General features: G+C 73.5%; 24 protein-coding genes and 2 tRNA genes. 9 read left to right on the forward strand and 17 right to left on the reverse strand.

What is annotated here, in order from left to right; translation table 11 throughout:
* Window positions 1-136 precede the first annotated feature (136 nt).
* From alaS to CR162_RS01135, 4 genes are all read left to right on the forward strand, one after another.
* Entirely contained in the window at window positions 137-2,794 is a 2,658-nt protein-coding gene (alaS, locus tag CR162_RS01120; protein WP_099093688.1) for an alanine--tRNA ligase, read from the forward strand.
* On the forward strand, window positions 2,791-3,903 hold the full coding sequence (locus tag CR162_RS01125) for a DmpA family aminopeptidase (RefSeq protein ID WP_099093689.1): 1,113 nt from the start codon (window positions 2,791-2,793) through the stop codon (window positions 3,901-3,903). Before alaS ends, CR162_RS01125 begins: the two co-directional genes overlap by 4 nt.
* 68 nt (window positions 3,904-3,971) lie before the next feature.
* Window positions 3,972-4,166, forward strand: coding sequence for a hypothetical protein (locus tag CR162_RS01130; RefSeq protein WP_099093690.1), 195 nt, complete (start codon window positions 3,972-3,974; stop codon window positions 4,164-4,166).
* A 137-nt stretch (window positions 4,167-4,303) separates the two neighbouring features.
* Complete coding sequence (locus CR162_RS01135; protein ID WP_099093691.1) at window positions 4,304-5,338, forward strand: glycosyltransferase family 2 protein; 1,035 nt, start codon at window positions 4,304-4,306, stop codon at window positions 5,336-5,338.
* 7 nt (window positions 5,339-5,345) lie between these two features.
* On the opposite strand, the gene CR162_RS01140 is transcribed toward CR162_RS01135, so the two are convergent.
* Complete coding sequence (locus CR162_RS01140) at window positions 5,346-7,130, reverse strand: gamma-glutamyltransferase family protein (protein WP_099093692.1); 1,785 nt, start codon at window positions 7,128-7,130, stop codon at window positions 5,346-5,348.
* 86 nt (window positions 7,131-7,216) lie between these two features.
* Here CR162_RS01140 and phnN point away from each other — a divergent pair, with 86 nt between their 5' ends.
* The gene (gene phnN / locus CR162_RS01145) at window positions 7,217-7,849 is read left to right on the forward strand and encodes a phosphonate metabolism protein/1,5-bisphosphokinase (PRPP-forming) PhnN (RefSeq protein WP_099093693.1); all 633 of its coding nucleotides are present in this window, start codon (window positions 7,217-7,219) and stop codon (window positions 7,847-7,849) included.
* Window positions 7,850-8,108: 259 nt separating this feature from the next.
* Here phnN and CR162_RS01150 read toward each other — a convergent pair whose 3' ends face one another.
* The 14 genes from CR162_RS01150 to phnG form a co-directional block, all read right to left on the reverse strand.
* On the reverse strand, window positions 8,109-9,116 hold the full coding sequence (locus tag CR162_RS01150) for an ABC transporter ATP-binding protein (RefSeq protein ID WP_099093694.1): 1,008 nt from the start codon (window positions 9,114-9,116) through the stop codon (window positions 8,109-8,111).
* On the reverse strand, window positions 9,113-10,120 hold the full coding sequence (locus CR162_RS01155) for an ABC transporter ATP-binding protein (protein ID WP_099093695.1): 1,008 nt from the start codon (window positions 10,118-10,120) through the stop codon (window positions 9,113-9,115). Before CR162_RS01155 ends, CR162_RS01150 begins: the two co-directional genes overlap by 4 nt.
* 17 nt (window positions 10,121-10,137) lie before the next feature.
* Complete coding sequence (locus tag CR162_RS01160; RefSeq protein WP_218014811.1) at window positions 10,138-11,013, reverse strand: ABC transporter permease; 876 nt, start codon at window positions 11,011-11,013, stop codon at window positions 10,138-10,140.
* Window positions 11,010-11,975, reverse strand: a complete 966-nt coding sequence (locus CR162_RS22595) for an ABC transporter permease (RefSeq protein WP_218014812.1) — start codon at window positions 11,973-11,975, stop codon at window positions 11,010-11,012. The genes CR162_RS01160 and CR162_RS22595 overlap by 4 nt, the downstream gene beginning before the upstream one ends.
* A 20-nt stretch (window positions 11,976-11,995) precedes the next feature.
* Window positions 11,996-13,600 (reverse strand): ABC transporter substrate-binding protein, encoded by a 1,605-nt coding sequence (locus tag CR162_RS01165; protein WP_218014813.1) that lies wholly within the window; start codon window positions 13,598-13,600, stop codon window positions 11,996-11,998.
* Window positions 13,601-13,713: 113 nt separating this feature from the next.
* On the reverse strand, window positions 13,714-14,415 hold the full coding sequence (locus CR162_RS01170; RefSeq protein ID WP_099093697.1) for a creatininase family protein: 702 nt from the start codon (window positions 14,413-14,415) through the stop codon (window positions 13,714-13,716).
* Between the two features lie 168 nt (window positions 14,416-14,583).
* A complete protein-coding gene (locus CR162_RS01175; RefSeq protein ID WP_245870053.1) occupies window positions 14,584-15,306 on the reverse strand; it encodes a DUF1045 domain-containing protein in 723 nt (240 codons plus the stop codon).
* Window positions 15,303-16,448: an alpha-D-ribose 1-methylphosphonate 5-triphosphate diphosphatase gene (locus tag CR162_RS01180; RefSeq protein WP_099093698.1), complete on the reverse strand. Its 1,146-nt coding sequence runs from the start codon at window positions 16,446-16,448 to the stop codon at window positions 15,303-15,305. Before CR162_RS01180 ends, CR162_RS01175 begins: the two co-directional genes overlap by 4 nt.
* Window positions 16,445-17,152 (reverse strand): phosphonate C-P lyase system protein PhnL, encoded by a 708-nt coding sequence (phnL, locus tag CR162_RS01185; RefSeq protein ID WP_218014814.1) that lies wholly within the window; start codon window positions 17,150-17,152, stop codon window positions 16,445-16,447. The genes CR162_RS01180 and phnL overlap by 4 nt, the downstream gene beginning before the upstream one ends.
* Window positions 17,149-17,922 carry a phosphonate C-P lyase system protein PhnK gene (gene phnK, locus CR162_RS01190; protein WP_099093700.1) on the reverse strand — a complete coding sequence of 258 codons (774 nt, stop codon included), beginning with the start codon at window positions 17,920-17,922 and terminating at the stop codon, window positions 17,149-17,151. Before phnK ends, phnL begins: the two co-directional genes overlap by 4 nt.
* Entirely contained in the window at window positions 17,919-18,809 is an 891-nt protein-coding gene (locus CR162_RS01195) for an alpha-D-ribose 1-methylphosphonate 5-phosphate C-P-lyase PhnJ (RefSeq protein WP_099093701.1), read from the reverse strand. Before CR162_RS01195 ends, phnK begins: the two co-directional genes overlap by 4 nt.
* A complete protein-coding gene (locus CR162_RS01200) occupies window positions 18,806-19,921 on the reverse strand; it encodes a carbon-phosphorus lyase complex subunit PhnI (RefSeq protein WP_099093702.1) in 1,116 nt (371 codons plus the stop codon). The genes CR162_RS01195 and CR162_RS01200 overlap by 4 nt, the downstream gene beginning before the upstream one ends.
* A gap of 4 nt (window positions 19,922-19,925) precedes the next feature.
* Window positions 19,926-20,495, reverse strand: coding sequence for a phosphonate C-P lyase system protein PhnH (phnH, locus tag CR162_RS01205; RefSeq protein WP_099093703.1), 570 nt, complete (start codon window positions 20,493-20,495; stop codon window positions 19,926-19,928).
* Window positions 20,492-20,986, reverse strand: a complete 495-nt coding sequence (gene phnG, locus CR162_RS01210; RefSeq protein WP_099093704.1) for a phosphonate C-P lyase system protein PhnG — start codon at window positions 20,984-20,986, stop codon at window positions 20,492-20,494. Before phnG ends, phnH begins: the two co-directional genes overlap by 4 nt.
* A 105-nt stretch (window positions 20,987-21,091) precedes the next feature.
* On the opposite strand from phnG, the gene phnF reads away from it, so the two are divergent.
* On the forward strand, window positions 21,092-21,862 hold the full coding sequence (phnF, locus tag CR162_RS01215; RefSeq protein ID WP_099093705.1) for a phosphonate metabolism transcriptional regulator PhnF: 771 nt from the start codon (window positions 21,092-21,094) through the stop codon (window positions 21,860-21,862).
* Window positions 21,859-23,034 carry an alpha-D-ribose 1-methylphosphonate 5-triphosphate diphosphatase gene (locus CR162_RS01220; RefSeq protein ID WP_218014815.1) on the forward strand — a complete coding sequence of 392 codons (1,176 nt, stop codon included), beginning with the start codon at window positions 21,859-21,861 and terminating at the stop codon, window positions 23,032-23,034. Before phnF ends, CR162_RS01220 begins: the two co-directional genes overlap by 4 nt.
* 134 nt (window positions 23,035-23,168) lie before the next feature.
* Here CR162_RS01220 and CR162_RS01225 read toward each other — a convergent pair.
* Together CR162_RS01225 and CR162_RS01230 are read right to left on the reverse strand one after the other, a co-directional pair.
* Window positions 23,169-23,244: transfer RNA gene (locus tag CR162_RS01225), tRNA-Asn, on the reverse strand.
* 105 nt (window positions 23,245-23,349) lie between these two features.
* Window positions 23,350-23,423: transfer RNA gene (locus CR162_RS01230), tRNA-Cys, on the reverse strand.
* 136 nt (window positions 23,424-23,559) lie between these two features.
* On the opposite strand from CR162_RS01230, the gene CR162_RS01235 reads away from it, so the two are divergent.
* Window positions 23,560-24,219 (forward strand): protein-L-isoaspartate O-methyltransferase family protein, encoded by a 660-nt coding sequence (locus CR162_RS01235; protein ID WP_099093706.1) that lies wholly within the window; start codon window positions 23,560-23,562, stop codon window positions 24,217-24,219.
* Window positions 24,220-24,443: 224 nt separating this feature from the next.
* A partial coding sequence (locus CR162_RS01240) for a TolC family outer membrane protein (RefSeq protein WP_245870054.1) occupies window positions 24,444-25,810 on the forward strand: 1,367 nt, incomplete at its 3' end.

Below are 25,810 nucleotides of genomic sequence, written 5' to 3' on the forward strand. Positions count from 1 at the left end.
CTGGCTTCCCCCCGCCGGTTCTTCCCCGGCGCCCGGCGCGATGTGAGTTCTTCCCACATCGGGTCCGCCGCGCTAGGTCAGCGGCCACGGAATGACCACGCCCAGGGCCACAAAGCGGAAGGCGACAGAGCGGACGATGACCAGCAGCAACGACATCCGGGCCACCTTCCTCGACTACTTCGCCCGCAATGGCCACACGGTGGTGGAATCCTCGCCCCTCGTGCCGCGCAACGACCCGACGCTGATGTTCACCAACAGCGGCATGGTGCAGTTCAAGAACGTCTTCACCGGGCAGGAGAAGCGGCCCTACAGCCGCGCCACCACGGCGCAGAAGTCGGTGCGGGCGGGCGGCAAGCACAACGACCTCGACAATGTGGGCTACACCGCGCGGCACCACACCTTCTTCGAGATGCTGGGGAACTTCTCCTTCGGCGACTACTTCAAGGAACAGGCGATCACCCATGCCTGGACCCTGCTGACCAGGGATTTCGCTCTCCCCAAGGAGAAGCTGCTGGTCACGGTGTTCTCGGAGGACGAGGACGCGGCCGCCCTGTGGCGCAAGATCGCGGGGCTGCCGGACGAGCGCATCATCCGCATCGCGACCTCCGACAATTTCTGGCGCATGGGCGACACCGGCCCCTGCGGCCCCTGCTCCGAGATCTTCTACGACCACGGGGACAAGATCCCCGGCGGCCCGCCCGGCTCGCCGGACGAGGACGGGGACCGCTTCATCGAGATCTGGAACCTGGTGTTCATGCAGTACCTGGAGGAGCCGGCGGGGACCCGCAACCCGCTGCCGCGCCCCTCGATCGACACCGGCATGGGCCTCGAGCGCTTCGCCGCCATCCTGCAGGGCAAGCACGACAACTACGACATCGACACCTTCCGCGCGCTGATCCTGGCCTCGGCCGAGGCGACGGGGCAGGAGCCGGACGGGCCGTTCCGGGTGAGCCACCGCGTGGTGGCGGACCACCTGCGCTCGGGCGCCTTCCTGATCGCCGACGGGGTGATGCCCTCCAACGAGGGCCGTGGCTATGTGCTGCGCCGCATCCTGCGCCGCGCCATGCGCCACGCCCACATGATGGGCGCCCAGGAGCCGCTGCTCTACCGCCTGCTGCCCGCCCTGATCCGCCAGATGGGCGCCGCCTATCCCGAGCTGGTGCGCGCGGAATCGCTGATCAGCGAGACGCTGAAACTCGAAGAAAACCGCTTCCGCAGCCTGCTGGAGCGCGGCCTCGGCCTGCTGGCGGAGGAGAGCGAGAAGCTGGGCGAGCGCGGCACGCTGCCCGGAGACGTCGCCTTCAAGCTCTATGACACCTATGGCTTTCCGCTCGACCTGACGCAGGACGCGCTGCGCGGCGAGGGCAAGGCGGTGGATGTCGCCGGCTTCGAGGCCGCCATGGCCGAGCAGAAGAAGCGCGCCCGCGCCGCCTGGGCCGGCTCCGGCGAGGCGGCCACCGAGACGCTGTGGTTCGACCTCAAGGAGAAGCTCGGCGCCACCGAGTTCCTGGGCTACTCCACCGAGAGCGCCGAGGGCGAGATCCTCGCCGTGGTGGCGGGCGGGGCGGTGGCGGAGAAGGCCGGCCCCGGCACCGAGGTGGCCGTGGTGCTGAACCAGACCCCCTTCTACGCCGAGAGCGGCGGCCAGGTGGGCGACAGCGGCACCATCACGGCCGCCGACGGCCTGCGCATCGCGGTGCGGGACACGCAGAAGAAGCTCGGCCTGTTCGTGCATCTCGGCACGGTGGAGGCGGGCGAGGCGCAGCCGGGCAAGGCGGTGCTGGCGGAGCTGGACCATGCGCGCCGCGGCGCCATCCGCGCCCACCATTCGGCCACCCACCTGCTGCACGAGGCGCTGCGCCGCCGGCTCGGCAGCCATGTGGCGCAGAAGGGCTCGCTCAACGCGCCGGACCGCCTGCGCTTCGACGTCAGCCAGCCGACGCCGATGCAGCCTGACGACCTCGCCTGGGTCGAGGCCGAGGTGAATGCCCGCATTCGCGAGAACGCCGAGGTGGTGACGCGGCTGATGACGCCCGAGGCCGCGGTCGAGGCGGGCGCCATGGCGCTGTTCGGCGAGAAGTATGGCGACGAGGTGCGGGTGGTCGGCATGGGCCATGACGAGGCCGCCACCGAGAAGCACGGCGTCTATTCGCTGGAGCTGTGCGGCGGCACGCATGTGCGGCGCACGGGCGATATCGGCCTGTTCAAGATCGTGGGCGAGAGCGCCGTCTCGGCCGGCGTGCGGCGCGTGGAGGCGGTGACCGGCGCGGCCGCGCTCGCCGTGATCGAGGCGGAGCAGCGCACGCTGCGCGAGGCCGCCGCCGCGCTGAAGATCGCCCCCGCCGAGCTGCCGGCGCGCATCGCGGCGCTGGTGGAGGAGCGGCGCAAGCTGGAGCGGGACGTGGCCGAGCTCCGCAAGAAGCTCGCCACCGGCGGCTCCGACGCCGCCATCGAGGAGGTGGGGGGGCTGCGCTTCTCGGGGCGCGACCTCGGCGAGGTGCCGCCGCGCGACCTGAAGGGCCTGGCCGAGGCCATCCTGAAGTCCGGCACCACCGACGTGGTGGCGCTGCTCTCCACCGCCGAGGGCAAGGCCAGCATCGTGGTCGGCGTGGCGGAGGCTGCGAAGGGCAAGGCAGACGCCGTGGCGCTGGTGCGGGCGGGCAGCGCCGCGGTGGGCGGCAAGGGCGGCGGCGGGCGCCCCGACATGGCGCAGGCCGGCGGGCCCGAGGCCGGCAAGGCCGCCGAGGCGCTGGCCGCCATCAAGGCCGCCATCGGCGCCACGCTGGCCGCATGAGCGGAGGCGGCCCGGATGCGGTCGGCGGCGCGGCGCGCTGCCGCGCCCGCGCGCTCGGCCTGCGCCCGGGCATCTTCCCGCCCGGGGCGCTGAACGCCATCACCGATGTGGCGGGCGTGCTGGTGGGGCAGGTGACGAAGCGGGAGGGGGAGTTCACCCGCACCGGCGTCACCGCCATCCGCCCGCATGGCGGCAACCTCTTTCGCGAGCGGGTGCCGGCGGGGCTCGCGGTGATGAACGGCTTCGGCAAGCTGGCCGGCGCCACGCAGCTCCAGGAGCTGGGCGAGCTGGAATCGCCCATCGTGCTGGTCAACACGCTCAGCGTCGGCCGCGCCATGGAGGCGGTGGTGGACTGGACCCTGGCGCAGCCCGGCAACGAGGCGGTGCTCTCCGTCAATGCCGTGGTGGGCGAGACCAATGACGGCCGGCTGAACGACATCCGCCGGCGCGGCATCGAGGGCGCGGACGTGCTGGCGGCGCTGGAAGGGGCCACCGCGGGCCCGGTGGCGGAGGGCAGCGTCGGCGCCGGCACGGGCACCATGGCCTTTGGCTGGAAGGGCGGCATCGGCACCTCCTCGCGCCGCCTGCCGGAGGCGCTGGGCGGCTTCACCCTGGGCGCGCTGGTGCAGAGCAACTATGGCGGCGCGCTGCTGATGGACGGGCACCGGGTGGGGGAGGCGCTGGGCCGCTTCCATCTCCGCGAGCACGCCGACAAGGGCGACGCCGATGGCTCGGTGATGGTGGTGCTCGCCACCGACGCGCCGCTCTCCGACCGCAACCTCTCGCGCCTGGCGCTGCGCGCCATGGCGGGGCTGGCCCGCACCGGCGCCGCCTTCTCGGACGGCTCGGGCGACTACGCCATCGCCTTCTCGACCCATCCCGGGGTGCGGTGCCCGCGGGACAGCTATCCCGACTGGCCGAACGAGCGCATGTCGCCGCTCTTCGTAGCCGCCATCGAGGCGGTGGAGGAGGCGGTGCTCAACTCGCTCACCATGGCCACCACCATCGAGAGCCGCGACCCGCTGACGCGCCGCAAGCGGAAGGGCGAGGCGATCGACCTCGGCGCGTTGCGCGCGCTGCTGGCGGGACGGGGCGCCCCGGCGGGTTGAGGGCGGCGGCGGCGGAACCGGCGCGGCGGTGGCGGGTTGCAGGAACGAACCCTCCAGGAGGCGCAGACATGCCGACCCGCACCGTCGATTGTCCCGTGGCCCTGCGGGCCAATCCGGCCCTGGCCCAGAGCTACAAGGGCCGGGACGTGACCATCACCGTCGCCGAGGGGCACCCGCCCCGGCTGATCATCACCGCGCCCGACGAGGCGGCGCTGGACCAGGTGGAGGTCTGGCTGGCGGAGATGGACACGCCGGCCGATTGAGTCCGGCAGCCGCGTCAAAAACAAGAATCGCCTTGGAAAACAATTCCGGGGCTCGGCGCGCGGACACGAAAACGGCATTTGACGCCCGGCTGGCGGCTTCGCAGTAAGAGCGGCAGTCGCAGCAGCCAAGGCGGTTCATGCCCTCCGGTCGTCCTTTCCCTTCCCCGGCGCTGGTTTCCATCGCCGTGCCCGTGCTGAACGAGGAGCACTACATCGCCGGCTGCCTCGCCTCGCTGCTCGCGCAGGGCGATGCCTACCGGCTGGAGATCCTGGTGCTGGACGGCGGCAGCACCGACCGCACGCGCGAGATCGTGGCGGAGATCGGGGCCAGCCATCCCGAGGTGCGGCTGCTGGACAACCCGGCGCGGCTGCAATCGGCGGCGGTGAATTTGGCGGCGCGCGAGGCGAGCCCCGAGGCGCGTATCCTGCTCCGCGCCGATGCCCATGCCTGGTACCCGCCGGGCTTCGTCACCCGCGTCTGCCGCTGCATGGAGGAAACGCCCGACGCCACCTCCGTGGTGGTGCCGATGCGCACGGAGGGGCGTGCGGGGATGCAGCGCGCCATCGCCCTGGCGCAGAACAGCCGCCTCGGCAATGGCGGCTCGGCGCACCGCGCGGGCGGTGTCTCGGGCTGGGTGGACCATGGCCACCATGCCGCCTTCGACCGTGCCTTCTTCCGCTCCCTCGGCGGCTATGACGAGGCCTTCACCCACAACGAGGACGCCGAGCTGGACCACCGCGCGCATCTGGCGGGCGGCAAGGTCTGGATGTGCCGGGAAGCGCCCGTTACCTACTTCCCGCGCAAGGACCTGCCCGCGCTGGCGCGGCAATACATGAAGCACGGCGCCGGGCGCGCCCGCACCCTGATGAAGCACGGGCTGCGCCCCCGGCCGCGCCAGATGGCGCCGGTGCTGGCGCTGCTGGGCTGCGCGGGCGCGGTGCTGCTGGCGCCGTTCTGGCCGCCCTTCTTGTTCGTGCCCCTGCTCTATGCCGCCATCTGCCTGGGCTGGGGCGCGGCCCAGGCCCTGAAGGCGCGGGACCTTTCCCTGCTGCCCGCGGGCCTGGCGGTGATGACCATGCACCTTTCCTGGGGCTTCGGCTTCCTGCGCGGGGTGCTGCGGCACCGCCGCGAGGGAATGCCGGCGCCCGTGCTGCAGCGCACGGGCACGTAGCTGCGCCTCAGCGCCCCACCGCGTAGCCCTGCATGCCGCGCGGGTTGGCGCCCGCGAAGATCTGCCCGTCCAGCTCCTGCCGCACGGCGGAAAGCCGGCCCTCGGACCAGTCGCCGCCCATCTCGGCCTGGTGGCCGCGCGCCAGCATCTCCCGCAGCACCTCCGGCGCGTAGCGGCCCTCCAGCACCACCTTGCCCGGGCGCGCCACGCGCGGCCAGAAGGAGGAGGGCCAGTGCTCCGTGTGGAAGGCCGGCGCGTCGATCGCCTGCTGGATGTTCAGGCCGTGGTTCAGCATGCGCGCCAGCATGATGGGCTGCCACTGGTCCTGCTGCTCGCCGCCCGGGGTGCCGAAGGCCATCCAGGGGCGGCCGTCGCGCAGCGCCATGCCGGGGGAGAGGGTGGTGCGCGGCCGCTTGCCGGGCTTCAGGCCGTTGGGCAGCCGTTCATCGAGCCAGAACATCTGGCCGCGCGTGCCGAGGCAGAAGCCCAGGCCCGGAATGGCGGGCGAGGATTGCAGCCAGCCACCCGAGGGCGTGGCCGAGACCATGTTGCCCCAGCGGTCGATGACGTCCACATGGCAGGTATCGGCGCCCGAGACGCCGAGGCGGGACACGGTGGGCTCGCCCACCCCCGCCACCTCCGAGAGCTTCTGCGCGCGGGCGGCGGCGCCGTGGTCCACCCAGCCCTCATGGCCGGGGATGCGCCCCGGGCGCAGCTCCAGCGAGGCCGCGGCGCCGAGCAGCGCGCGCCGCTCCGCGTTGTACTCCTCGGAGAGCAGCGTCCCCACCGGCACCTCGCAGAAATCGGGGTCGCCGTAGAAGGCCTCGCGGTCGGCGAAGGCGAGCTTCATGGCCTCCACCACATGGTGCGCGAAGTCGGCGCCCACCGGGTCCATGGCGGCGAGGTCGAAGCCGGCCAGGATGGCGAGCGTCTGCAGCATGGCCGGGCCCTGGCTCCAGGGGCCGCACTTCAGGATGGTGGTGCCGCGGTAGTCATAGGCCAGCGGCTTCTCCACGGGAGCGCGCCAGCGCGCCATGTCGTCGCCGCTGAGCACGCCCCGATGGGCGCGGCCCGAGGCGTCCAGCGCCTCCGTGCCGCGGCAGAAGCGGTCGATCGCCTCGGCGACGAAGCCGCCATACCAGGCGCGGCGGGCGGCATCGATCTGCGCCACCCGGTCGGGCCCCGCCGCCTCGGCCTCGCGCACGACGCGGGCATAGGTTGCGGCGAGCTCCGGGTTGCGCCACAGCCGGCCGGCGCGTGGCCCGCCATCGCGCAGCCACAGCGCGGCGGAGGTCGGCCAGGCCTGCTCGAAGAGCGGCCGCACGCTTTCCACCGTGGCGGCGATGCGCGGCACATAGTGGATGCCGCGCGCGGCGTAGCCGATGGCGAATTCCAGCACGTCCGCCAGCGTCCAGCTGCCCCAGTCGCGCAGCATGGTGGCCCAGGCGTCGAAGGCGCCGGGCACCATGGCGGGCAGCAGGCCGGTGCCGGGGATCATGTCGAGCCCGAGCCCGTCCCTCACATGCCCGACCGTGAGCCCCGCCGGCGCCGGGCCCTGGCCGCAGATGACGTGCTGCGCGCCGGCCTTCGCGTCGTGGATGATGATGGGGCAGTCGCCGAGCGGGCCGTTCAGGTGCGGCTCGGCCACCTGCAGGGTGAAGCCGGCGGCGGCGGCGGCGTCGAAGGCGTTGCCGCCGCGCTCCAGCACCGCCATGGCCACCTGGCTGGCGATCCAGTGCGTGCTGCCGACCGCCCCGAAGGTGGCGGCGATCTCGGGGCGTGTCGTGAACATTTCATGGCCTCCCGGGAGGAATGCTTGCGCCTTGCTGATTGCGCGCCGAAAAGCCACCGGTCAACCGGCGGAAAGGGTGGAGCGGGATGGCTGGCAGTCTGGTGACGGTGGTGGGCGCCTCGGGGGCGGGAAAGGACACGCTGCTGGGCGCCGCGCGCGCGGCTCTCGCCGCCGATCCGCGCTTCGTCTTCGCGCGCCGCGTCATCACCCGCCCCGCCGAGGCGCGAAACCATCCCGGCGCCGAGGACCACAGCCCGATGACCGAGGCCGAGTTCGAGGCGGCGCGCGCGGATGGCGCCTTCGCGCTGCACTGGCGGGCGCACGGGCTCTGCTACGGCATTCCGCGCGCCATCGAGCGCGACATGGTGGAGGGGCGGGTGGTGGTGGCCAACCTGTCCCGCACCGTGCTGGCCGAGGCCGCCGCGCGCTACCGGCTGCGCGTGCTGCTGGTGACGGCGCCGCCCGCCGTGCTGGCGGCGCGGCTGGCGGGGCGGGGGCGGGAAAGCGCGGCCGAGATCGCGCTCCGCCTCGGCCGCGAGGCGACGCTGCCCGAGGGGCTGGCGGTGCGGGAGGTGGCCAATGACGGCACGCCGGAGGAAGGCGCCGCCCGGCTGCTGGCGGCGTTGCGGGCGGTGGCGGCGCCATTCCCGCCGGAGCGGCTTGCGGACCGGCTTCCACCTGGCAAGGCTTTTCCGGAGCCCGGCCGGCCGAACGGCTGAGGGCGGCAAGGGGCGGGGCCGCCGGGCATGGTGGCCACGAAGGGGGAAAGGGCGCACCGCGCGGCAACCCCCGAACGGCCCTGGAAAGGCGGCGGGGGTGTCCGGCAGCCTATCGACCTTGCCTTGGTCCCGCACCCTGGGCGGCCGCCTTTCCGGAGCGGTTTGCGTTCGCCTTGGCTCACCTCTGCTGCTCCAGCCTTCCGTTTTTGCGAGCATCTTCACCCGATCGGATGCTTCCATCCGATCGGGTGAAGATGCTCTAGGCGGCGCGGAGGGCTTCCCCGGTGCCGCCATGGTGCAGGTGGCAGGCGGCGCTCTGCCCCGGTGCCACCGGCAGCAGGGCGGGCGGCTCCACCCGGCAGCGCGGCCCGGCATGGGGGCAGCGCGGATGGAAGTGGCAGCCCGGCGGCGGCGAGAGCGGCGAGGGCAGCTCCCCCGCGATGGGGTGGAACACGCCGCGCCCCTGGCCCAGCCTCGGCACGCTGTCCAGCAGCGCGCGGGTGTAGGGGTGTGCGGGGGTGGCGTAGAGGGTGCGGGTGGGCGCCAGCTCGACGATGCGGCCGAGATACATGATCGCCACGCGGTCCGAGACGTGGCGCACCACGCCGAGGTCGTGGCTGATGAACAGGCTGGTGAGCCCGAGCGCCTGGCGGAGGTCCATGAACAGGTTCAGCACCTGCGCCTGGATCGACACGTCGAGCGAGGCCACCGGCTCGTCCAGCACCAGCAGCGCCGGGTTGAGGGCGAGGGCGCGGGCGATGGCCACGCGCTGCCGCTGGCCGCCGGAGAACTGGTGCGGGTAGCGGCCGCGCAGCGCCGGGTCGAGGCCCACGCGCCGCAGCGTCTCGGCCACCAGCGCGTCCGCGCCGGCGCGGGGCACCATGCCATGCGCCACCGGGCCCTCCGACACCGTCTCCCCCACCTTCATGCGCGGATCGAGGCTGGCGAAGGGGTCCTGGTGGATCATCTGCACGCGCGGGGTGCGCTTGCGGCCGCCGGGCATGACGGGGGCGCCGCCGAACAGCACCGCCCCCTCGCTCGGCGCGTAGATGCCCGCCACCATGCGGCCGAGGGTGGACTTGCCGCAGCCGCTCTCCCCCACCAGCCCGACCACCTCGCCCGCCGCGACGGAGAGCGAGACATCGGTGACGGCGCGCACCACGCGCGGCGGTGGCGGCCTGCCGAGCCAGGCGGCCAGCCTCTCGCCCAGCGGCACGGGCTGGCGGAAGCGCTTGCTGACCCGTTCGACGCGCAGCAGCTCGGTCATGCGGTGGTCCCCGCCGGATGGTGGCAGAGGGCGGTGTGGCCGGCGCCGAAGCCGGCCTCCGGCGGCGGCGTGGCGCAGACCGGCGTGGCGCGCGGGCAGCGGGTGCGGAACAGGCAGCCCGCGTCGGCGGCCCCGCCCGGCCCCTGCGGCGGCAGCCCCGCGGCGAGCTGCGGCAGCCGCGCGCCGGGCGCGTGCCCCGAGGGGACGGAGCCCACCAGCGCCACCGTGTAGGGGTGGCGGGGTGCGGCGATGACGGCGCTGGCCGGGCCGCGCTCCACCACCCGGCCGGCATACATGACGCAGAGGGCGTCCGCGAGGGAGGAGACCACGGCGAGGTCGTGCGTGATCCAGAGGAAGGCGGTGCCGGTGGCGTCGGCCAGGCGCCGCACCTCGGCCAGGATCTGGCCCTGGATGGAGACGTCGAGCGCCGTGGTCGGCTCGTCGGCGATGATGGCCTTGGGGCGGTGCAGCAGGGCGGTGGCGATGGCCACGCGCTGCCGCATGCCGCCCGAGAGCTGGTGGGGGTAGGATTCGAGCCGCGCGCGCGGGCTCGGGATGCCGACCACGGCCAGCGCCTCCTCCGCCCGCGCCCAGGCGGCGGCGCGGGAGACGCGGTCATGCGCGCGCACCGCGGCCGCCATCTGGGTGCCGATGCGCAGCACCGGGTTCAGCGTCATCAGCGGGTCCTGGAACACCATCGCCACCTCCGCGCCGCGGATGCGCCGCAGGGCGGAGCCGGACAGGCCGTTGATGGGGCGGCCCTCCAGCAGCACCTGCCCGGCGGTGATCCGCCCCGGCGGCTCCACCAGGCCCAGGATGGAGAAGCCGGTGACGGACTTGCCCGAGCCGCTCTCCCCCACCAGGCCGAGGATCTCGCCGCGGCGGATCGAGAAGGAGACGCCATCGACCGCGCGCACCACGCCGGCGCGGCCGGGGAACTGGGTGCGCAGGCCGCGCACCTCCAGCGCGGGAGGCGTGGCGCCCGTGCCGGGAGCCGGCTCCATGCCTGTCGCGGCGCCGCTCACCGGCGGCGCTTCGGGTTGAGCACCTGGCGGAGCTGGTCGCCCACCAGGTTGATGGCCAGCACCGTCACCATCAGGGTGATGCCGGGATAGACGGAGATCCAGTAGCGGCCCGAGAGCAGGAACTGGAAGCCGTTGGAGATCAGCAGCCCGAGCGAGGGCTGGGTGATGGGCAGGCCGAGGCCGAGGAAGGAGAGCGTCGCCTCCAGCGAGATGGCGGTGGCGATCTGCACGGTGACCACCACGATCAGCGGGGGGAGGGTGTTGGGCAGCAGGTGGCGCAGCAGCACGCGCCGGCCGGAAAGCGGGGTGGAGAGCGCCGCCTCGATGTAGTCCTTGCGCCGCTCGGCGCTGGCCGCGCCATAGGCGGTGCGGGCGAAATAGGCGTATTGCGCGGCCACCAGCGCCGCCATGAGCTGCAGCACGCCCTGGCCCAGCATGGCCACCAGCACCAGCGCCAGCAGGATGGCGGGAAGCGAGAGCTGGAGATCGACCACCCGCATGGCCAGCGCGCCGAACCAGCCGCCGTAATAGGCGGCCGAGAGGCCGATGGCGGTGCCGAGCGCCAGCGCCACCAGCCCGGCCGAGACGGAGATCGTCAGGCTGAGGCGCAGGCCGTAGAGGATGGCGGAGAACAGGTCCCGCCCCGCATTGTCGGTGCCGAGCCAATGGGCGTAGCCGCCCGAGCCGACCTCGCCGGGTGGCAGGCGGGCGTCGAACAGGTCGAGCCCCGCCTGGTCGTAGGGGTCCTGCGGCGCGATCCAGGGCGCGAGGAGGGCGAGCGCCACGATGGCCAGCACCACCAGCAGCGCCGCGACGGCGACGGGGCTGCGGCGGTATTCGCGCCAGCCCTCGGCCAGGGCGGTGCCGCTCACGCGCCGCCCTTCAGCCGCACGCGCGGGTCCAGGAAGCCATAGGTCAGTTCCACCACGAGGTTGATCACCACGAAGAGCAGCACGACGAGGATGAGGTAGGCGACCATCACCGGCCGGTCGAGCGCGGTGATGCTCTCGATGATCAGCTTGCCCATGCCGGGCCAGTTGAACACCGTCTCGGTGACGACGGCGAAGGCGAGGGTGGAGCCGAACTCCAGCCCGAACACCGTGACGATGGGGATGCCGATGTTCTTCAGGACGTGCAGCCCGACGACCTGCCATTCCGGCAGCCCCTGGGCGCGGGCGAAGCGGACATGCTCGGAGCCCATCACCTCCTCCGTGCCGGCCCGCACCAGGCGGATCAGCAGGCCGAGCTTGAACAGCGAGAGGTTGAGGGCGGGCAGGATCAGGTAGGTCCAGCCCTGCGCGCTCCAGATGCTGAGGCCGAGCGGGCCCACCGGGCCGCGCCCGCCCGAGGGCAGGAGGCGGAACTCCACCGAGAAGAACAGGATCAGCAGCAGCCCCACCCAGAAGGTGGGCACCGAGAAGCCCAGCACCGAGCCCGCCATGATGACCTTGCTGGAGCGCGCCTCCGGCCGGTAGCCCGCCCAGATGCCGAGCGGCACGCCGAGCAGCGTCGCGATCAGCATGGCGGTGACGGCCAGCTCCAGCGTCGCCGGCAGGCGCGACAGGATCAGCGACAGGACGGGGATGCGGAAGACGAAGCTGTTGCCGAAGTCGCCGCTCAGCACGTTGCCGATGAAGTGGCCGTACTGGCGCCACAGCGGCAGGTCCAGGCCGTATTGCCGGATCAGCGCCGCCCGCATGTCGGGCGTGGCGGCGGGGTCGATCAGCACGTCGATCGGGTTGCCGATGGCGTAGACGCCAAGGAACACCAGAACCGACATCACCAGCATCACCAGCGCGGCCTGCGCCAGGCGCCCGAGGAGAAAGCCCAGCATGGCCGCGCGGACGCTCTCCCTCAGCCCGCCTTGGGCGTGATGCGGTGGGCCAGCGTCTCCTGGTCCACCCGCGTGGTGAAGGCGAACTTGCCCTTGCCCATGGCCCACACCGTCTGCGGCATGACGATGGGCAGCATCGGCCGGTCCTTCATGCTGATCTCGGTGGCGCGCTCGAACAGGGCGCGGCGCTTCGCGTCGTCCAGCTCCGCGCTGCCCTGCTCCAGCAGCCGGTCCACCTCGGGGTTGGAGTAGTTGGCGCGGTTGAAGCCGCCGAAGCCCTTGGCGGCATCCTTGGTGTGGACCAGGGCGCCATAGGTGTAGGCGGCCTCGCCGGTCAGCGTGCCCCAGCCGGACATCTGCAGGCTGTAGTCGCCGCGCGTGCTGGCGGGGAAGAACACCGTGCCGGTCAGCGCGTTCGGGATCACCTTGAGGCCGAGGCGCGACCATTGCTGGGCCAGCGCCTCGCACAGCGCGCTGTCGCCGGGCAGGCGGTTGCTGGTGGAGAAGAACTCCACCTCGAAGCCCTTCGGGTAGCCGGCCTCGGCCAGCAGCGCCCTGGCGCGGGCGAGGTCCGGGCGGCGCTCGGGCAGGTTGGCGCTGGAGCCGAAGAAGTTGTCCGGCATGAGCTGGCTCATCGGCTTGGCCAGCCCCTCGAACACCACCCGCGCCAGGGCGCGGCGGTCGATGGCGAGGTCCATCGCCTCGCGCACGCGCGGGTCGAGGAAGGGGTTCTTCTCGATCTCGCGGCCATCCACCTTCACCGGCTTGGGCAGCTTCTCGGCCAGGTTGAAGTAGACGTTGAAGACATAGACGCTGTCGCCGACCAGCACCTCCATCGTGCTGTCGCGCTGCAGGGCCGCGACATCGGTGGCGGGGACGTAGTTGACGATGTCCACCTGCCCGCTCTTGAGCGCCGCGATGCGGGCCGCGTCGTTCGGGATCTCGCGGCGGATGACGCGCGCCCAGGGCTGCTGCCCGCCCCACCAGCCATCGAACCGCTCCAGCACCAGGTCGCCGCGCGGCTCCCACTTGACGAAGCGGAACGGCCCGGTGCCGATGGCGGCCTCGCCGGAGTTGAACTGCTCGTTGCGCGGCCCCATGCCGATCCGGTGGCTGACGATCATCAGCCGGCTGAAGTCGTTCGGCAGGGAGGGGGCGGGGCCGTTGGTCCTGACCCGCACCGTCAGCCGGTCCACCACCTCGGCGCCGGTGGCGCGCTTGGTGTAGAGCGTCATGCTCATCGGGCCGGTCACCTGCGGGATGCGCTCCAGCGAGAACTTCACGTCCTCGGCCGTGAAGTCCGAGCCGTCGTGGAACTTCACGCCGTCGCGCAGCTTGAACTCCCAGGTGGTGTCGTCCACCGCCTTCCAGGACAGGGCGAGGCCGGGCTGCAGGCCGAGATTCTCATCCTGGCCCACCAGGCTGTCGAAGATGTGGCGCAGCGCCTCGATATGGCCGCCGAGGGTGGACCAGTGGGGGTCGATGCTCTCCGGCCCGGTGCGCACGCCCACCGTCAGGGTGCGGCCGCCGGCCTGTGCGAGGGCGGGGCGGGGCATGACGGACAGCGGCAGCGCGGGAAGCAGCGTGGCGGCCACGCCGGCCGACAGGAATTGACGACGTTGCATGACCACACCTTCGCTGTTGTGCGGCGCCCGCGGCATCTCGCCCCGGGGCCGGAATTGTTCCGGGGAAGCGTAGGATCGGACCGCCGGGCCCGTCAATGCGAAGCGGCCGTGCCTCATGCCCAGCCCTCCGCCAGGATCTCGCGCGTCTCGGCCACCGCCGTTTCCCAGATGTCCAGCATCTCGGCATCCGCCCGCTGGTAGAGGCCGCCGAAATTGCCGTCCCCCAGCAGGCGGCGCGCCTCGCCGGGCGGCACGGCGCGCAACCTTTCCGTGTCCACCACCGGCTTGGCGGCGGCGGGCGGAACCTGGCCGGCCAGCCGGGTCCAGGGGAAGTTCTCCATCCAGGAGGCATGCGTCCCCACCGGGTCGTGCAGCCGCGCGCGGGCCAGCGTGCGCGGCGCGTTCCACCAGTTGTGGAAGCGGATTCGGCAACCGGCGTGCTCGCCCATGAACTCGGCCGCCGCCGCCCGCGCCGGGTCGTTGCCGCCATGGCCGTTGACCACGAGGATGCGGCGGAAGCCCGAGCGGTGCAGGCTTTCCAGCACGTCGCGCACCACGCGCAGATGCGTCTCCGCGCGCAGCGACACCGTGCCGGGATAGGCGGTGAAGGCGGGGGCGATGCCATAGGGCAGCACGGGGAACACCGGCACGCCGAGGGGCTCGGCCGCCTCCTCGGACACGCGCGCGGCCAGGATGCTGTCCACCGCGAGGCTCAGCCAGGCGTGCTGCTCGGTGCTGCCGAGGGGGAGCACGGCGCGGTCGTCATGCCGCAGCCATTCCTCGACCTGCATCCAGTTCATCGCGTCGATGCGCATCGGGCGGGCCGTCCGTGCCAGGTGGCGGGACCGCCACGCTAGACCCGCCGCCGCAAGGCCGGAAACCCCGGCCGCGCCGCTTTTCGCCGCTTCCGGCACGGTGCTGCACAGGGCGTGTGCAGGCGCTGCCCGCCCTTGCGGCTTCCGGACCTTCCCGGCCCGCCGCGCTCAGCCCAGCAGCGGCAGCCGCTCGGCGATCAGGAAGGGCGCGTCCGGCGCGGCCTGGGTGAACAGGCAGAGCTGCCGCACATGGCGCATCCGCCCCGCCGCCGGCCCCAGCGCCGCCTCCGCCGCCGGGCGCACCACCGCCATCTCCTCCGCCGTCAGGCGGCGGGACAGGGTGAGGTGGAAGCGCCAGGCTTCGAACACATGCGGGTAGCCCCACTGCCCCAGATGCGCCCGCTCGCGCTCGGAAAGGCGCTCCGGGCGGCGGCGGGCGATCTCGGCCTCGGTGGGGGGGGCGCGGTGCGGGTCGAGGCTCCGCACGCAGTCATCGGCGAAGTCGTGCAGCGCCGGGCAGCGCGTCACCTCGCGCAGCGCCAGGAAGCCGTCCAGGCTGGCCACGCGCAGCGGCGGCAGCGCGAAGGGGCGGGTGCGCGCGGCGAGGTGCATCGCCGCCGCCCGCGCCTCGGCATAGCTGGTGGACAGGCGGAAGGGCGGCTTCAGCGTGGCGTGGAAGCCGTAGCGCCGCGCATCGGCGGTGATCTCCGCCATGTCCAGCCCGCCGAGCGGCGCCTGCGGGATGGTGGCGCCCGTCTCGGCGTCCCGCCCCAGCCAGGCGGAGGCCGCCGCGTGCAGCGGGTCCGCCAGCTCCGGCGCCCAGTAGAGGGCGAGGCGCGTCCGGCCGGGGTCGTTGCCGATGGCGGGCCCAGGGGAACGACTGGGGCTCACGCGATGCGCTCCCCGGCGCGCCACACGGTGCGGACCACGGGCATCGGCCCGGCCGGCCCGTCCAGCGGGCGGATGCGCACGAGGTCGGCGCGCAGCTCCGGGGCGATGCGGCCGCGATCGGCCATGCGCAGCATCCGCGCCGGCGCCTCGGTGATGGTGGCGATGGCGGCGGCGAGGCCGATCTCGCCCGCCGCGCGCCAGGCGGCCTCGATCATGGCGGGGGGCACGTAGTCGCTGGCCAGCACGTCCACGAGGCCGGCGCGCACCAGGTCGGCCGCCGCCACGTTGCCCGAGTGGCTGCCGCCGCGCACGATGTTGGGCGCGCCGGCGATGATCTCCATGCCCGCCCCGCGCGCCGCCTCGGCCGCCATCATCGAGACGGGGAACTCCGAGATCAGCACGCCGTCGGCGGCGTTCTCGGCGATCTCCTCGGCGTGCCAGTCGTCGTGGCTGGCCAGCGCCATGCCGCGCCCGCCGAAGCGCTCCAGCAGCGCCCGGCGCTGCGGCCCGCGCAGCCGCGCGCGCTGCGCCACCAGCTCCTCAATGCGGCGGTCCACCTCGGCGATGGACTTGCCGCCGCGCACCCGCATCTGCCGGTAGCGCTCGATGTCGGCGTACTGCCCGACGCCGGGGGTGTGGTCCATCAGGCTGACCATGCGCACCGCCGGGTGGTCCGCCACCGTCTCCAGCAGCGGCAGCAGGTCGGCCGCCGGCAGCTCGCAGCGCAGGTGCAGGTAGTGCTCGCTTTTCAGCAGGCCGGTGGGCACCAGCGCGTCGAGGTCGCGCACGCCGTTGAGGAAGGTCTCGGTGCGCTCCGCGTCGAAGCCGAGATCGCCCAGGCAGAGCGCGTCCAGCACGGTGGTGACGCCGGCCGCCGCCGTCTGCGCGTCATGCGACAGGAAGGCGGAGCGGGACGGCCAGCGGGCCAGCGAACGCGGCTGGACCTGGCGCTCCAGGTTGTCGGTGTGGACGTCGATGACGCCCGGGATCAGGTGGTCTCCTTCCAGGTCGCACGCGGCCGGGAGGTGGCTGCGGCCGGGCTGTATCTCGGCGATCCGCCCCTCGCGCAGCACCAGCGTGCCGGGTTCCACCCGGTCCGGCAGCACGAGCAGGGCATTGGTCAGGATGGTCTCGGGGGTCATGCGGCGTCCTGGATGGGCAACACTTCGAAGAGACGGCCGGCCACCTGGTCGCGCACTTCCGCGTCGTGGAAGATGCCGATCAGGGCCGTGCCGGCGCGCCTGGCCTCGGCGATGAGGCCGATCACCACCGCGCGGTTGGCGGCGTCGAGGCTGGCGGTGGGTTCGTCCAGCAGCAGGATGGGGTAGCCGGGGGCGAAGCCGCGGGCAAGGTTCACCCGCTGCTGCTCGCCGCCCGAGAAGGTGGCCGGCGGCAGGTGGTGCAGCCGCTCGGGCAGGTTCAGCCGCAGCAGCAGCTCGCGCGCCCGGGCGCGGGCGGCATCGGGCGCCGCGCCGCGCGCGATCAGCGGCTCGGCCACGATGTCGAGCGCGCCCACGCGGGGGATGACGCGCAGGAACTGCGACACATAGCCCAGCGTGTGCCGGCGGATCTCCCGCACGGCGCGGGGGTCGGCCGCCGTCAGCTCCACCGCCTCGCCGCCGTGGCGCAGCCAGATGCGCCCCTGCTCGGCGCCGTAATTGCCGTAGAGGCAGCGCATCAGCGTGGACTTGCCGGCGCCCGAGGGGCCGGAGAGCGCCACGCACTCGCCAGGGCGCACCGCGAGGTCGATGTTCTCCAGCACGGGGATGCGGAGCCCGCCCTGGAGGTGCAGCCGGAAGCTCTTGCCGAGCCCCTCGGTCCAGAGGGCATTGTCGGACATGCTCATGCGGCCAGCACCGAGGCGACGAGGAGTTGCGTGTAGGGGTGCTGCGGGTCGTCCAGCACCCGGTCGGTCAGGCCGTGCTCCACCACCTGGCCGCGCCGCATCACCAGGATGCGGTGGGCGAGCAGGCGGGCGGCGGCGATGTCGTGCGTCACCAGCAGCACGGCGATGCCGAGATCGGCCACCAGGGCGCGGATCAGGTCCAGCAGCCGCGCCTGGACGGACACGTCGAGCCCGCCTGTGGGCTCGTCCATGAACACCAGGCGCGGGCGCGTCACCAGCGTGCGGGCGATCTGCAGCCGCTGCTGCATGCCGCCCGAGAAGGTGCGCGGCAGGTGGTCGATGCGGGACGGGTCGATCTCCACCCGCTTCAGCCACTCGGTGGCCTCGTCGCGGATGCCGCCATAGTTGCGGGCGCCGATGGCCATCAGCCGCTCGCCCACATTGCCGCCGGTCGAGACGCCCATGCGCAAGCCATCCCGCGCGTTCTGGTGGACGAAGCCCCAGTCGGTGCGCATCAGCCGGCGCAGCGCGGCCTCGCCCATGCCGTGCACGGGGTGGGCGTGGCCCGCGGGGTCGCGGTAGAGCACGGTGCCGGCATCGGGGCGCATCTGCCCGGCCAGCACCCGCAGCAGCGAGGACTTGCCCGAGCCGCTCTCGCCCACGATGGCGACCACCTCGCCGGGGTGGATGTCGATCGCCACCCCGTCCAGCGCGCGCACGGCGCCGAAGGCGAGGTCCAGGCCGGAGGCTTCCAGCAGGGGGGCGCTCATGCCGCGTCCTCCGTCTCGGAGGCCGGGGCGGCGGCGGCCGCTTCCTGGCGCTCCTCGCAATAATCGGTGTCGGAGCAGACGAACATGCGGCCGCCCCGGTCGTCGGTCACCACCTCGTCGAGATAGGAGGTGGCGGAGCCGCACAGGGCGCAGCACCCGTCGGCGCGGTGCGGGCGGAAGGGGTGGTCCTCGAAATCCAGGCTGCGGACCTCGGTATAGGGCGGCACGGCGTAGATCTTCTTCTCGCGGCCCGCGCCGAAGAGCTGGAGGGCGGGCATGCGGTGCATCTTCGGGTTGTCGAAGGCGGGGATGGGTGAGGGGGACATCAGGTAGCGCCCGCCCACCATCACCGGGTAGTTGTAGGCCGTGCTGACATGGCCGTGGCGGGCGATGTCCTCGTAGAGCTTCACATGCATCAGCCCGTAATCGGCCAGGGCGTGCATGCGCCGCGTCTCGGCCAGGCGCGGCTCCAGGCGGAACAGCGGCTCCGGCATCGGCACCTGGTAGACGATGGTCTGCGCCTCGGTGAGCGGCGTCTCGGGGATGCGGTGGCGGGTCTGGATGATGGTGGCCTCCGCCGTGCGGGTGGTGCCCCGCACGCCCGCCACGCGGCTGAAGAAGCGGCGGATGGAGACGGCGTTGGTGGTGTCGTCCGCGCCCTGGTCGATCACCTTCAGCACGTCGCGCGGGCCGAGGATGGCGGCCGTCACCTGGATGCCGCCGGTGCCCCAGCCATAGGGCAGCGGCATCTCCCGCGCGCCGAAGGGCACCTGGTGGCCGGGGATGGCCACGGCCTTGAGCAGCGCGCGGCGGATCATCCGCTTCGTGTTCTCGTCCAGATAGGCGAAGTTGTAGCCCCCGGACCCAAAGCCTGAATCGTGGCTCATTCCGCCACCTCCTCCTCGCGCGGCGCACGCATGGCCTCCCGCTCGGCCGTGGCGGTGGCGCGCATCCGGCGCACCACCTCCAGCTCGCTCTGGAAGTCCACGTAGTGCGGCAGCTTCAGGTGCTCGACGAAGCCGGTGGCCTCGACATTGTCGGAGTGCATCAGGACGAACTCCTCGTCCTGCGCGGGGGCGGTGCGCTCCTCGCCCAGCTCGCCCGCCATCAGCGCGCGGTCCACCAGCGCCATGGCCATGGCCTTGCGCTCGCCACGGCCCAGCGCCAGCCCGTAGCCGCGGGTGAACTGCGGCGGCTCGGCCTTCGAGCCATGGAACTGGTTGACCATCTGGCACTCGGTGACGTCGATCTCGCCGATCTCGATCTCGAAGCCCAGCTCCGGCGGCGTCATGCGCACGGCCACGCTGCCCTGGCGGATCTCGCCCACGAAGGGGTGGGCGTTGCCGTAGCCGCGCTGGGTGGAATAGCCGAGGCCGAGCAGGAAGCCCTCGTCGCCGCGCGCCAGGTTCTGCAGGCGCGCGGCGCGGCTGGCGGGAAAGGCCAGCGGCGCGCGGGTCAGGTCGGCCGGCTCGCCGGGGGCGGGGGCCTCGCGCGCCATCAGCCCCTCGCGCGCCAGCAGCTCGGTGACGTGCGGGGCGGGCTCCTGCGGCGCCTCGGCCTGGGGGGCGGGCGGCGGTGGCGGCGCGCCCTCGGCGGCGAGGGCGAAGTCCAGCAGGCGGTGGGTGTAGTCGTAGGTCGGGCCCAGCACCTGCCCGCCGGGCAGGTCCTTGTAGGTGGCCGAGACGCGGCGGCGGATGCGCATGGCGCCGGTTTCCAGCGGCGCGGCGTGGCCGAAGCGGGGCAGGGTGGTGCGGAAGGCGCGCAGCAGGAAGGCGGCCTCGATCAGGTCGCCCTGCGCCTGCTTGATGGCGAGCGCGGCGAGGCCGCGGTCGTGGCACGCCCCCTCGGCCATCACCCGGTCCACCGCGAGGCCCATCTGCGCCTCGATCTGCGCGACGGAGAGGGCGGGCAGGCCGGGATCGCCGCGCCGCGTCTCCTCCAGCCAGGCATGGGCGTTGCCGATCGCCCGCTCGCCACCCTTGACGGCGACATAGGCCATGGTCTCAGCCCTCCATCACATGGGTCGTGCGCGGCAGGGCGGCAATGCGCGTGCCGGCGCAGAGGATGACGTCCATCCCGCGCGGATAGAGCGGCGCCAGCGCGGCGCGGGCGGCGAGGAAGCCCTCCGGCAGCCCTTCCACATGCAGGCGGTGCTCCCGCTCGATGCCGGGGCCGGAAAGCCGCAGCGCGCCGCCTTCCCGCAGCGCCGCCACCTGCAGCACCAGCGTGGCGCCGTCCTGCGGCGCCTCGTCAGTGCCGAGGTCGATCTCCTCCAGCGCCGGCGGCGTGCCGGTGACGCAGAGAAAGGTGGCGGCGGCGGGGGAGGCCACCAGCGGGCAACCGGCATGGAAGCGCAGCCACTCGGCCGCCGCCGTGCCGGCATCGGAGAAGACCGGCGTCTCGGCGTCGGCCAGGGTCAGCAGCACGGCGGCGGTGGCGGGCTGGAGCGGCGCGGGCGGCGTGAGGCCGGGGGGAAGCGCCTGCACGCGGCCGGGGCGGCTCATCGCCTCCAGCACGGCGCGGAAGCCGGACTGCGCGTCCAGCACGGGGTCGTGGAAGCCGGGCTGCATCATCGCATCGTCGCCATGGTGAAGAACTGCACGCGGGTGGCGGCGGCCTTGCGGGCCTCGGCCTCGGCGGCGCTGGCCTGGGCGCGCGCCAGCGGCTCGATCACGGCCGCCAGCAGCGCCGGGCGGCGGGCGGGGTCGAGCAGGGCGGCGTCCAGCACCGCGGCCAGCTCCGCCTGCGCCCTGTCGCGGCCCGCCACATAGGCGTGGCCCAGATGGGCCTGGCCGGCCGGGCCGTCCTCCAGCCGCACGGAGCAGCGGGTGACGGTCATCTCGGACAGGTTGAAGGCCGCGCCATCGCCGCCGGCGCGGCCGCGCAGCATGACGAGGCCGGTTTCCGGCCCGCGCAGCCGGGTGTGCGGCGGCAGGGGGGGAGCGTCCTCCAGCCGGGCGCGGAGCTCGGCCAGCCCGGCGCGCGCCAGCACCGCCATCCAGCGCTGGCGCGCGGCCGTGTCCGGGGATGTTCCGGGTGGTTGGGTGGGGGCGGGTTCAGGCAAGGCGGACCTCGGCGGTCGTGGAAGATGTCTAGACGACTAGATATCCGCCGGGTTACCGTCAATTCGAAACTGGCATGCCGGAGCCCTCATGGAGTTGAAGTTTCGATGACGCCGCCGCTGACGGAGGCGCAGGAGCCGCCCCTGGCGCGGGGCGATGGCGTGGCCCTGTGGCGGCAGATCGCCGCCGTTCTGGAGGCGGCGATCGGGCAGGGCGAGCTGCCCCCCGGCGCCCGGCTGCCCACCGAGGCGGCGCTCGCCGCCCAGCACGGCGTCAACCGCCACACCGCGCGGCGGGCGCTCGACTCCCTGGCGCAGCGCGGGCTGATCCGCGTCGAGCAGGGGCGCGGCTCCTTCGTGGCGGAGGATGTGGTGGATTACCGCCTCGGCCCGCGCACCCGCTTCTCCGAGCTGATCCGCGCGCAGCGGCGGGAGCCGGAGGGGCGCATCCTGTGGGCGCGGGAGGTGCCGGCCGAGGCGGCGGTGGCCGAGGCGCTGCACCTCTCCCCCGGCGCGCCGGTGCTGGCGGTGGAGCGTCTGGGCCTGGCGGATGGCCGCCCCGTGGTGCTGGGGCTGCACCATTTCCCGCTGCCGCGCTTCGCGGGGCTGGCGGGCTCGCTGGCGGGGGGGCATGGCTCCATCACCCGGGCGCTCGCCGATTGCGGCGTGGCCGACTACCGCCGCGCCTGGACGCGGCTGACCGCCCGCATGCCAACCCCCGAGGAGGCGGCGCATTTGCAGCAGGCGCGCGCCCGCCCGGTGATGGTATCCGAGGCGCTGACGGCCGACCTGGCGGGCCGGCCGATCGACCATACGCTGTCGCGCTATGCCGCCGGGCGCGTGCAGATCGTCATCGAGGACGGCGCGGGAGCGGCATGATGCGGGACTGGCTGATCGAGGATGGCCGCGTGCTGGCCGGGGGCGCCCTGCGGCCGGGCACCCTGGCGCTGGGCGGCGGCGTGGTGCGGGAGCGCCCGGCACCCGGCGCGGCGCGGCTCGATGCGGGCGGGCTGCTGGTGCTGCCCGGCATCGTCGACATCCATGGCGACGCGCATGAGCGGCAGTTCCAGCCGCGCCCGGGCATCAACATGCCGGCCAGCCTCGCGCTGCGCGATTCGGCGGCGCAGATCCTGGCCGCCGGCATCACCACCGCCTTCCTGGGCGTGACGCTCTCCTGGGAGCCGGGGCTGCGCTCCATCCAGGCCTGGCGGACGCTGCTGGCCGGCCTCGCGGCGCTCGCCGCCACGCCGGGCGGCTGGCACGGTGCCGAGCTGCGTGTGCATCTGCGCTTCGAGGCCGACAACTTCGCGGCGCTGGACGAGGCGGTGGCGGACATCGCCGCGGGGCGCGTCCATCTTCTGGCCTTCAACGACCACACGCCGGGGATCCTGCGCAAGCTGGAGGGGGAGGCGGCGGCGGCGAAATATGCCGAGCGCTCCGGCGTTCCGGTCGCCGCCTTCCGGGCTCTGGCGGAGGCGGCGGTCGCGCGGCGGGGCGATGTGCCGGCGGCGCGGCGGCGGCTGGCGGAGGCGGCGCGCGCCGCCGGCCTGCCGGTCGCCAGCCACGATGATGCCACCATCGCCGAGCGCGAGGCGTTCCGGGCGCTGGGTGCCGGGATCTGCGAGTTCCCGATGGCCGAGGCGGTGGCCGAGGCGGCGCGCGCGGCGGGCGAGGCGGTGGTGATGGGCGCGCCCAACGTGGTGCGCGGCGGCAGCCATCTCGGCTGGGCCAGCGCCGCGCCGCTCGCCGAGCGCGGCCTCGTGACGGTGCTGGCCTCGGACTATGTGTGGCCCTCTCTGCTGGAGGCGGCCTTCGTGCTGGAAGCGCGCGGGGTGCTGGACCTGCCCGCCGCCTGGGCGCTGGTCAGCGCCAACCCGGCCGCGGCCGCCGGGCTGCGGGACCGGGGCCGGCTGGAGCCCGGGCTGCGCGGCGACGTGGTGCTGGTGGACCCCGCGCGCCGGGCGCCGGTCGCGGTGTTCTGCGCGGGCCGGCTGGCCTGGCTGGCGCCGGAGGCCTCGGCGCGCCTCGGCGTGGCGGCGGCCATGGCGTGAGGTGGGCGGCGGCGGCAGGCGGGCGGGGAGGGCATGGCGCCGCCCCGGCCGGGCCATGCGCAGCAAAGCCGCGTGGCAACGGCAAGCCGGCGGCAACGAAAAAGGGCGCCGTTGCCGGCGCCCTTTTCCATGATTGGCTCCCCGAGTTGGACTCGAACCAACGACCTAGCGATTAACAGTCGCGTGCTCTACCAGCTGAGCTATCGGGGATCAGCGTGTGGCCGGCGCTATAGCGGGGCGTTCCGGGCTCTGCAAGACCCCTTTGAAACCGTTCCGCTTTCGCGCCGTCCACCGGATGACCGGTGGGGTAGTCCGTGGAGGCCCGAGCCGGAATTGAACCGACGTACGCGGATTTGCAGTCCGCTGCATCACCACTCTGCCATCGGGCCTTCGGTGGCGGTGTATCGGGGGTCTGAGGCTTCCGGTCAAGAGCGCCTCGCGCTTGGCGTGCGGGTTCGGCCGCGCCTATAAGGCTGCCACGGCGCGGCAAGTGGCCCGTGCCCCGGCAGTCGAGGACAGCAGGCGATGGATTTCGCGGGTGCGCGCAAATGGATGGTGGACGGCCAGCTCCGGCCCAACAAGGTGACCGACCCGCGCATCATCTCGGCCATGCTGGACCTGCCCCGGCACCGCTTCGTGCCGCAGGCGCAGGTGCCGCGCGCCCATGCCGATGAGGACGTGCCGCTGGGCGGCGGCCGCGTGATGATCCAGCCGATGATGCTGGCGCGGCTGATGCAGCTCGCCCAGATCCGCGCCGACGAGCAGGTGCTGCTGCTGGGCGCCGGCAGCGGCTATGGCGCGGCGCTCGCCGCCCGCATGGGCGGCCGCGTGACAGCGGTGGAGAGCGACCCGGCGCTGCTCGCCCTGGCGCGCGATGCGCTGGACGAGGTGTCGGTCGCGCCGGGCAGCATCCGCCTGGTGGAGGGCGATGCCTCGCGCGGCCACGCCGCGGGCGCGCCCTACGACCTGATCCTGATCGAGGGGCAGGTGCCGGAAATTCCCGCCGGCCTCGTGGAGCAGCTGGCCGAGGGCGGGCGCGCGGTGGCGGTGCGCCGCCTGCCGGGCCAGTCCGGCGCCGCCGTGCTGGGCCGCCGGCTGGGCGGCTCCTTCAGCGTCAGCGAGGCGTTCGACTGCAACACCGCGCCGCTGCCCGACTTCCTGCCGCAGCCGGGCTTCGTGTTCTAAGGCCCTTCCGGCCTCTTCCCGTTCTTCACCCCGTTCTTCTTGGCGCGGGCGGCGGCCGCCCGCTCCCGCGCCGCGCCCTTTTCCACGCTGCCCGCTGGCAGCCGCCGCGCCGCTCCGCTAGCCTGCGCCGTCCCCGGGCCTCCGGCCCGGATGTTCGCCGCCCGGGCAGCAGGCCCGGCCTTCTCCGCAGGAGCATGCCCGTGCCCATGAAAGTGTTTTCTCCGGTGCTGCGTCCGGTTGTGGCTGGTGTGGCGGTGTTGCTGCCGCTGCTGGGTTCTGGGGTGGCTGTGGCGCAGACGCTGCAGGAGGCGCTGAGCCAGGCCTATGCGAACAACCCGGTGCTGCAGACGCAGCGGGCGCAGCTGCGGGTGGTGGACGAGAACGTGCCGCAGGCGCTGGCGGGGTGGCGGCCGAGCGTGGTGGTGGCGGGCAATGCCGGCTATGTGGACGGGCAGGTGCGGCAGCGCGTGACGGATGCGTTCGGCACCACGCGGGGCATCTACAACGACGTGAACCGGCAGACGGCGGGGCTGAACGCGACGGTGACGCAGCCGCTCTACAGCGGCGGGCGGACGGTGGCGGCGACCAAGCGGGCGGAGAACCAGGTGCTGGCGCAGCGGGCGCGGCTGCTGGCGGCGGAGCAGCAGGTTCTGTCGGACGTGGTGCAGGCCTATGTGGCGGTGATCCGCGACCAGGAGACGCTGCGGCTGAACGTGAACAACGTGCAGGTGCTGCAGCGGCAGCTGGACGCGACGAACGAGCGCTTCCGGGTGGGCGAGATCACCCGCACGGACGTGGCGCAGGCGGAGAGCCGGCTGGCGGGGGCGCGCTCGGCGCGGGCCAATGCCGAGGGCACGCTGCAGACCAGCCGGGCGACCTTCCGCCGCGTGGTGGGGCTGGCGCCGGAGCGGCTGGTGGCGCCGCAGCCGCTCGGCGTGCCGGTGCGGGCGGAGGCGGATGCGCGCGAGGTTGCGATGCGCAACAACCCCGCCGTGGTGGCGGCGCTGTTCGACGAGGCGGCGGCGCGCGACGCGGTGGACGTGCAGATGGCGGCGCTGCTGCCGCAGGTGAGCGTGCAGGCGCAGGCCTTCCGCTCGGACAACCAGCAGCAGCCGCACACGCGCGGCACGGGCCAGCAGATCACCGCCAACCTGTCGGTGCCGCTCTACCAGGGCGGGGCCGAGCACGCGGCGGTGCGGCAGGCGCGGCAGGATGCGGTGCGGCTGCGGCAGGTGGTGGACGACCAGCGCCGCCAGGCGATGCAGCAGGCGACGCAGGCCTGGGAGGGGCTGCAATCGGCCCGCGCCCAGGTGGAGAGCGTGCGGGCGCAGATCCGCGCCGCCGAGATCGCGCTCGACGGCGTGCAGCGCGAGGCGGTGGTGGGCAGCCGCACCACGCTCGACGTGCTGAACGCCGAGCAGGAGCTGCTCAACGCCCGCGTCACCCTGGTGCAGGCGCTCTCCAGCGTCGTCACCGCCAGCTACAACCTCGCCGGCGCCGTCGGCCGCCTCACCGCCCGCGACCTCGCCCTCCCCGTCGCCCAGTACGACATGGAGGCCTACTACAACACCGTCCGCTCACGCTGGTTCGG

The sequence above is a fragment of the Teichococcus rhizosphaerae genome (genome assembly GCF_002631185.1).
Taxonomy (GTDB): domain Bacteria; phylum Pseudomonadota; class Alphaproteobacteria; order Acetobacterales; family Acetobacteraceae; genus Pseudoroseomonas; species Pseudoroseomonas rhizosphaerae.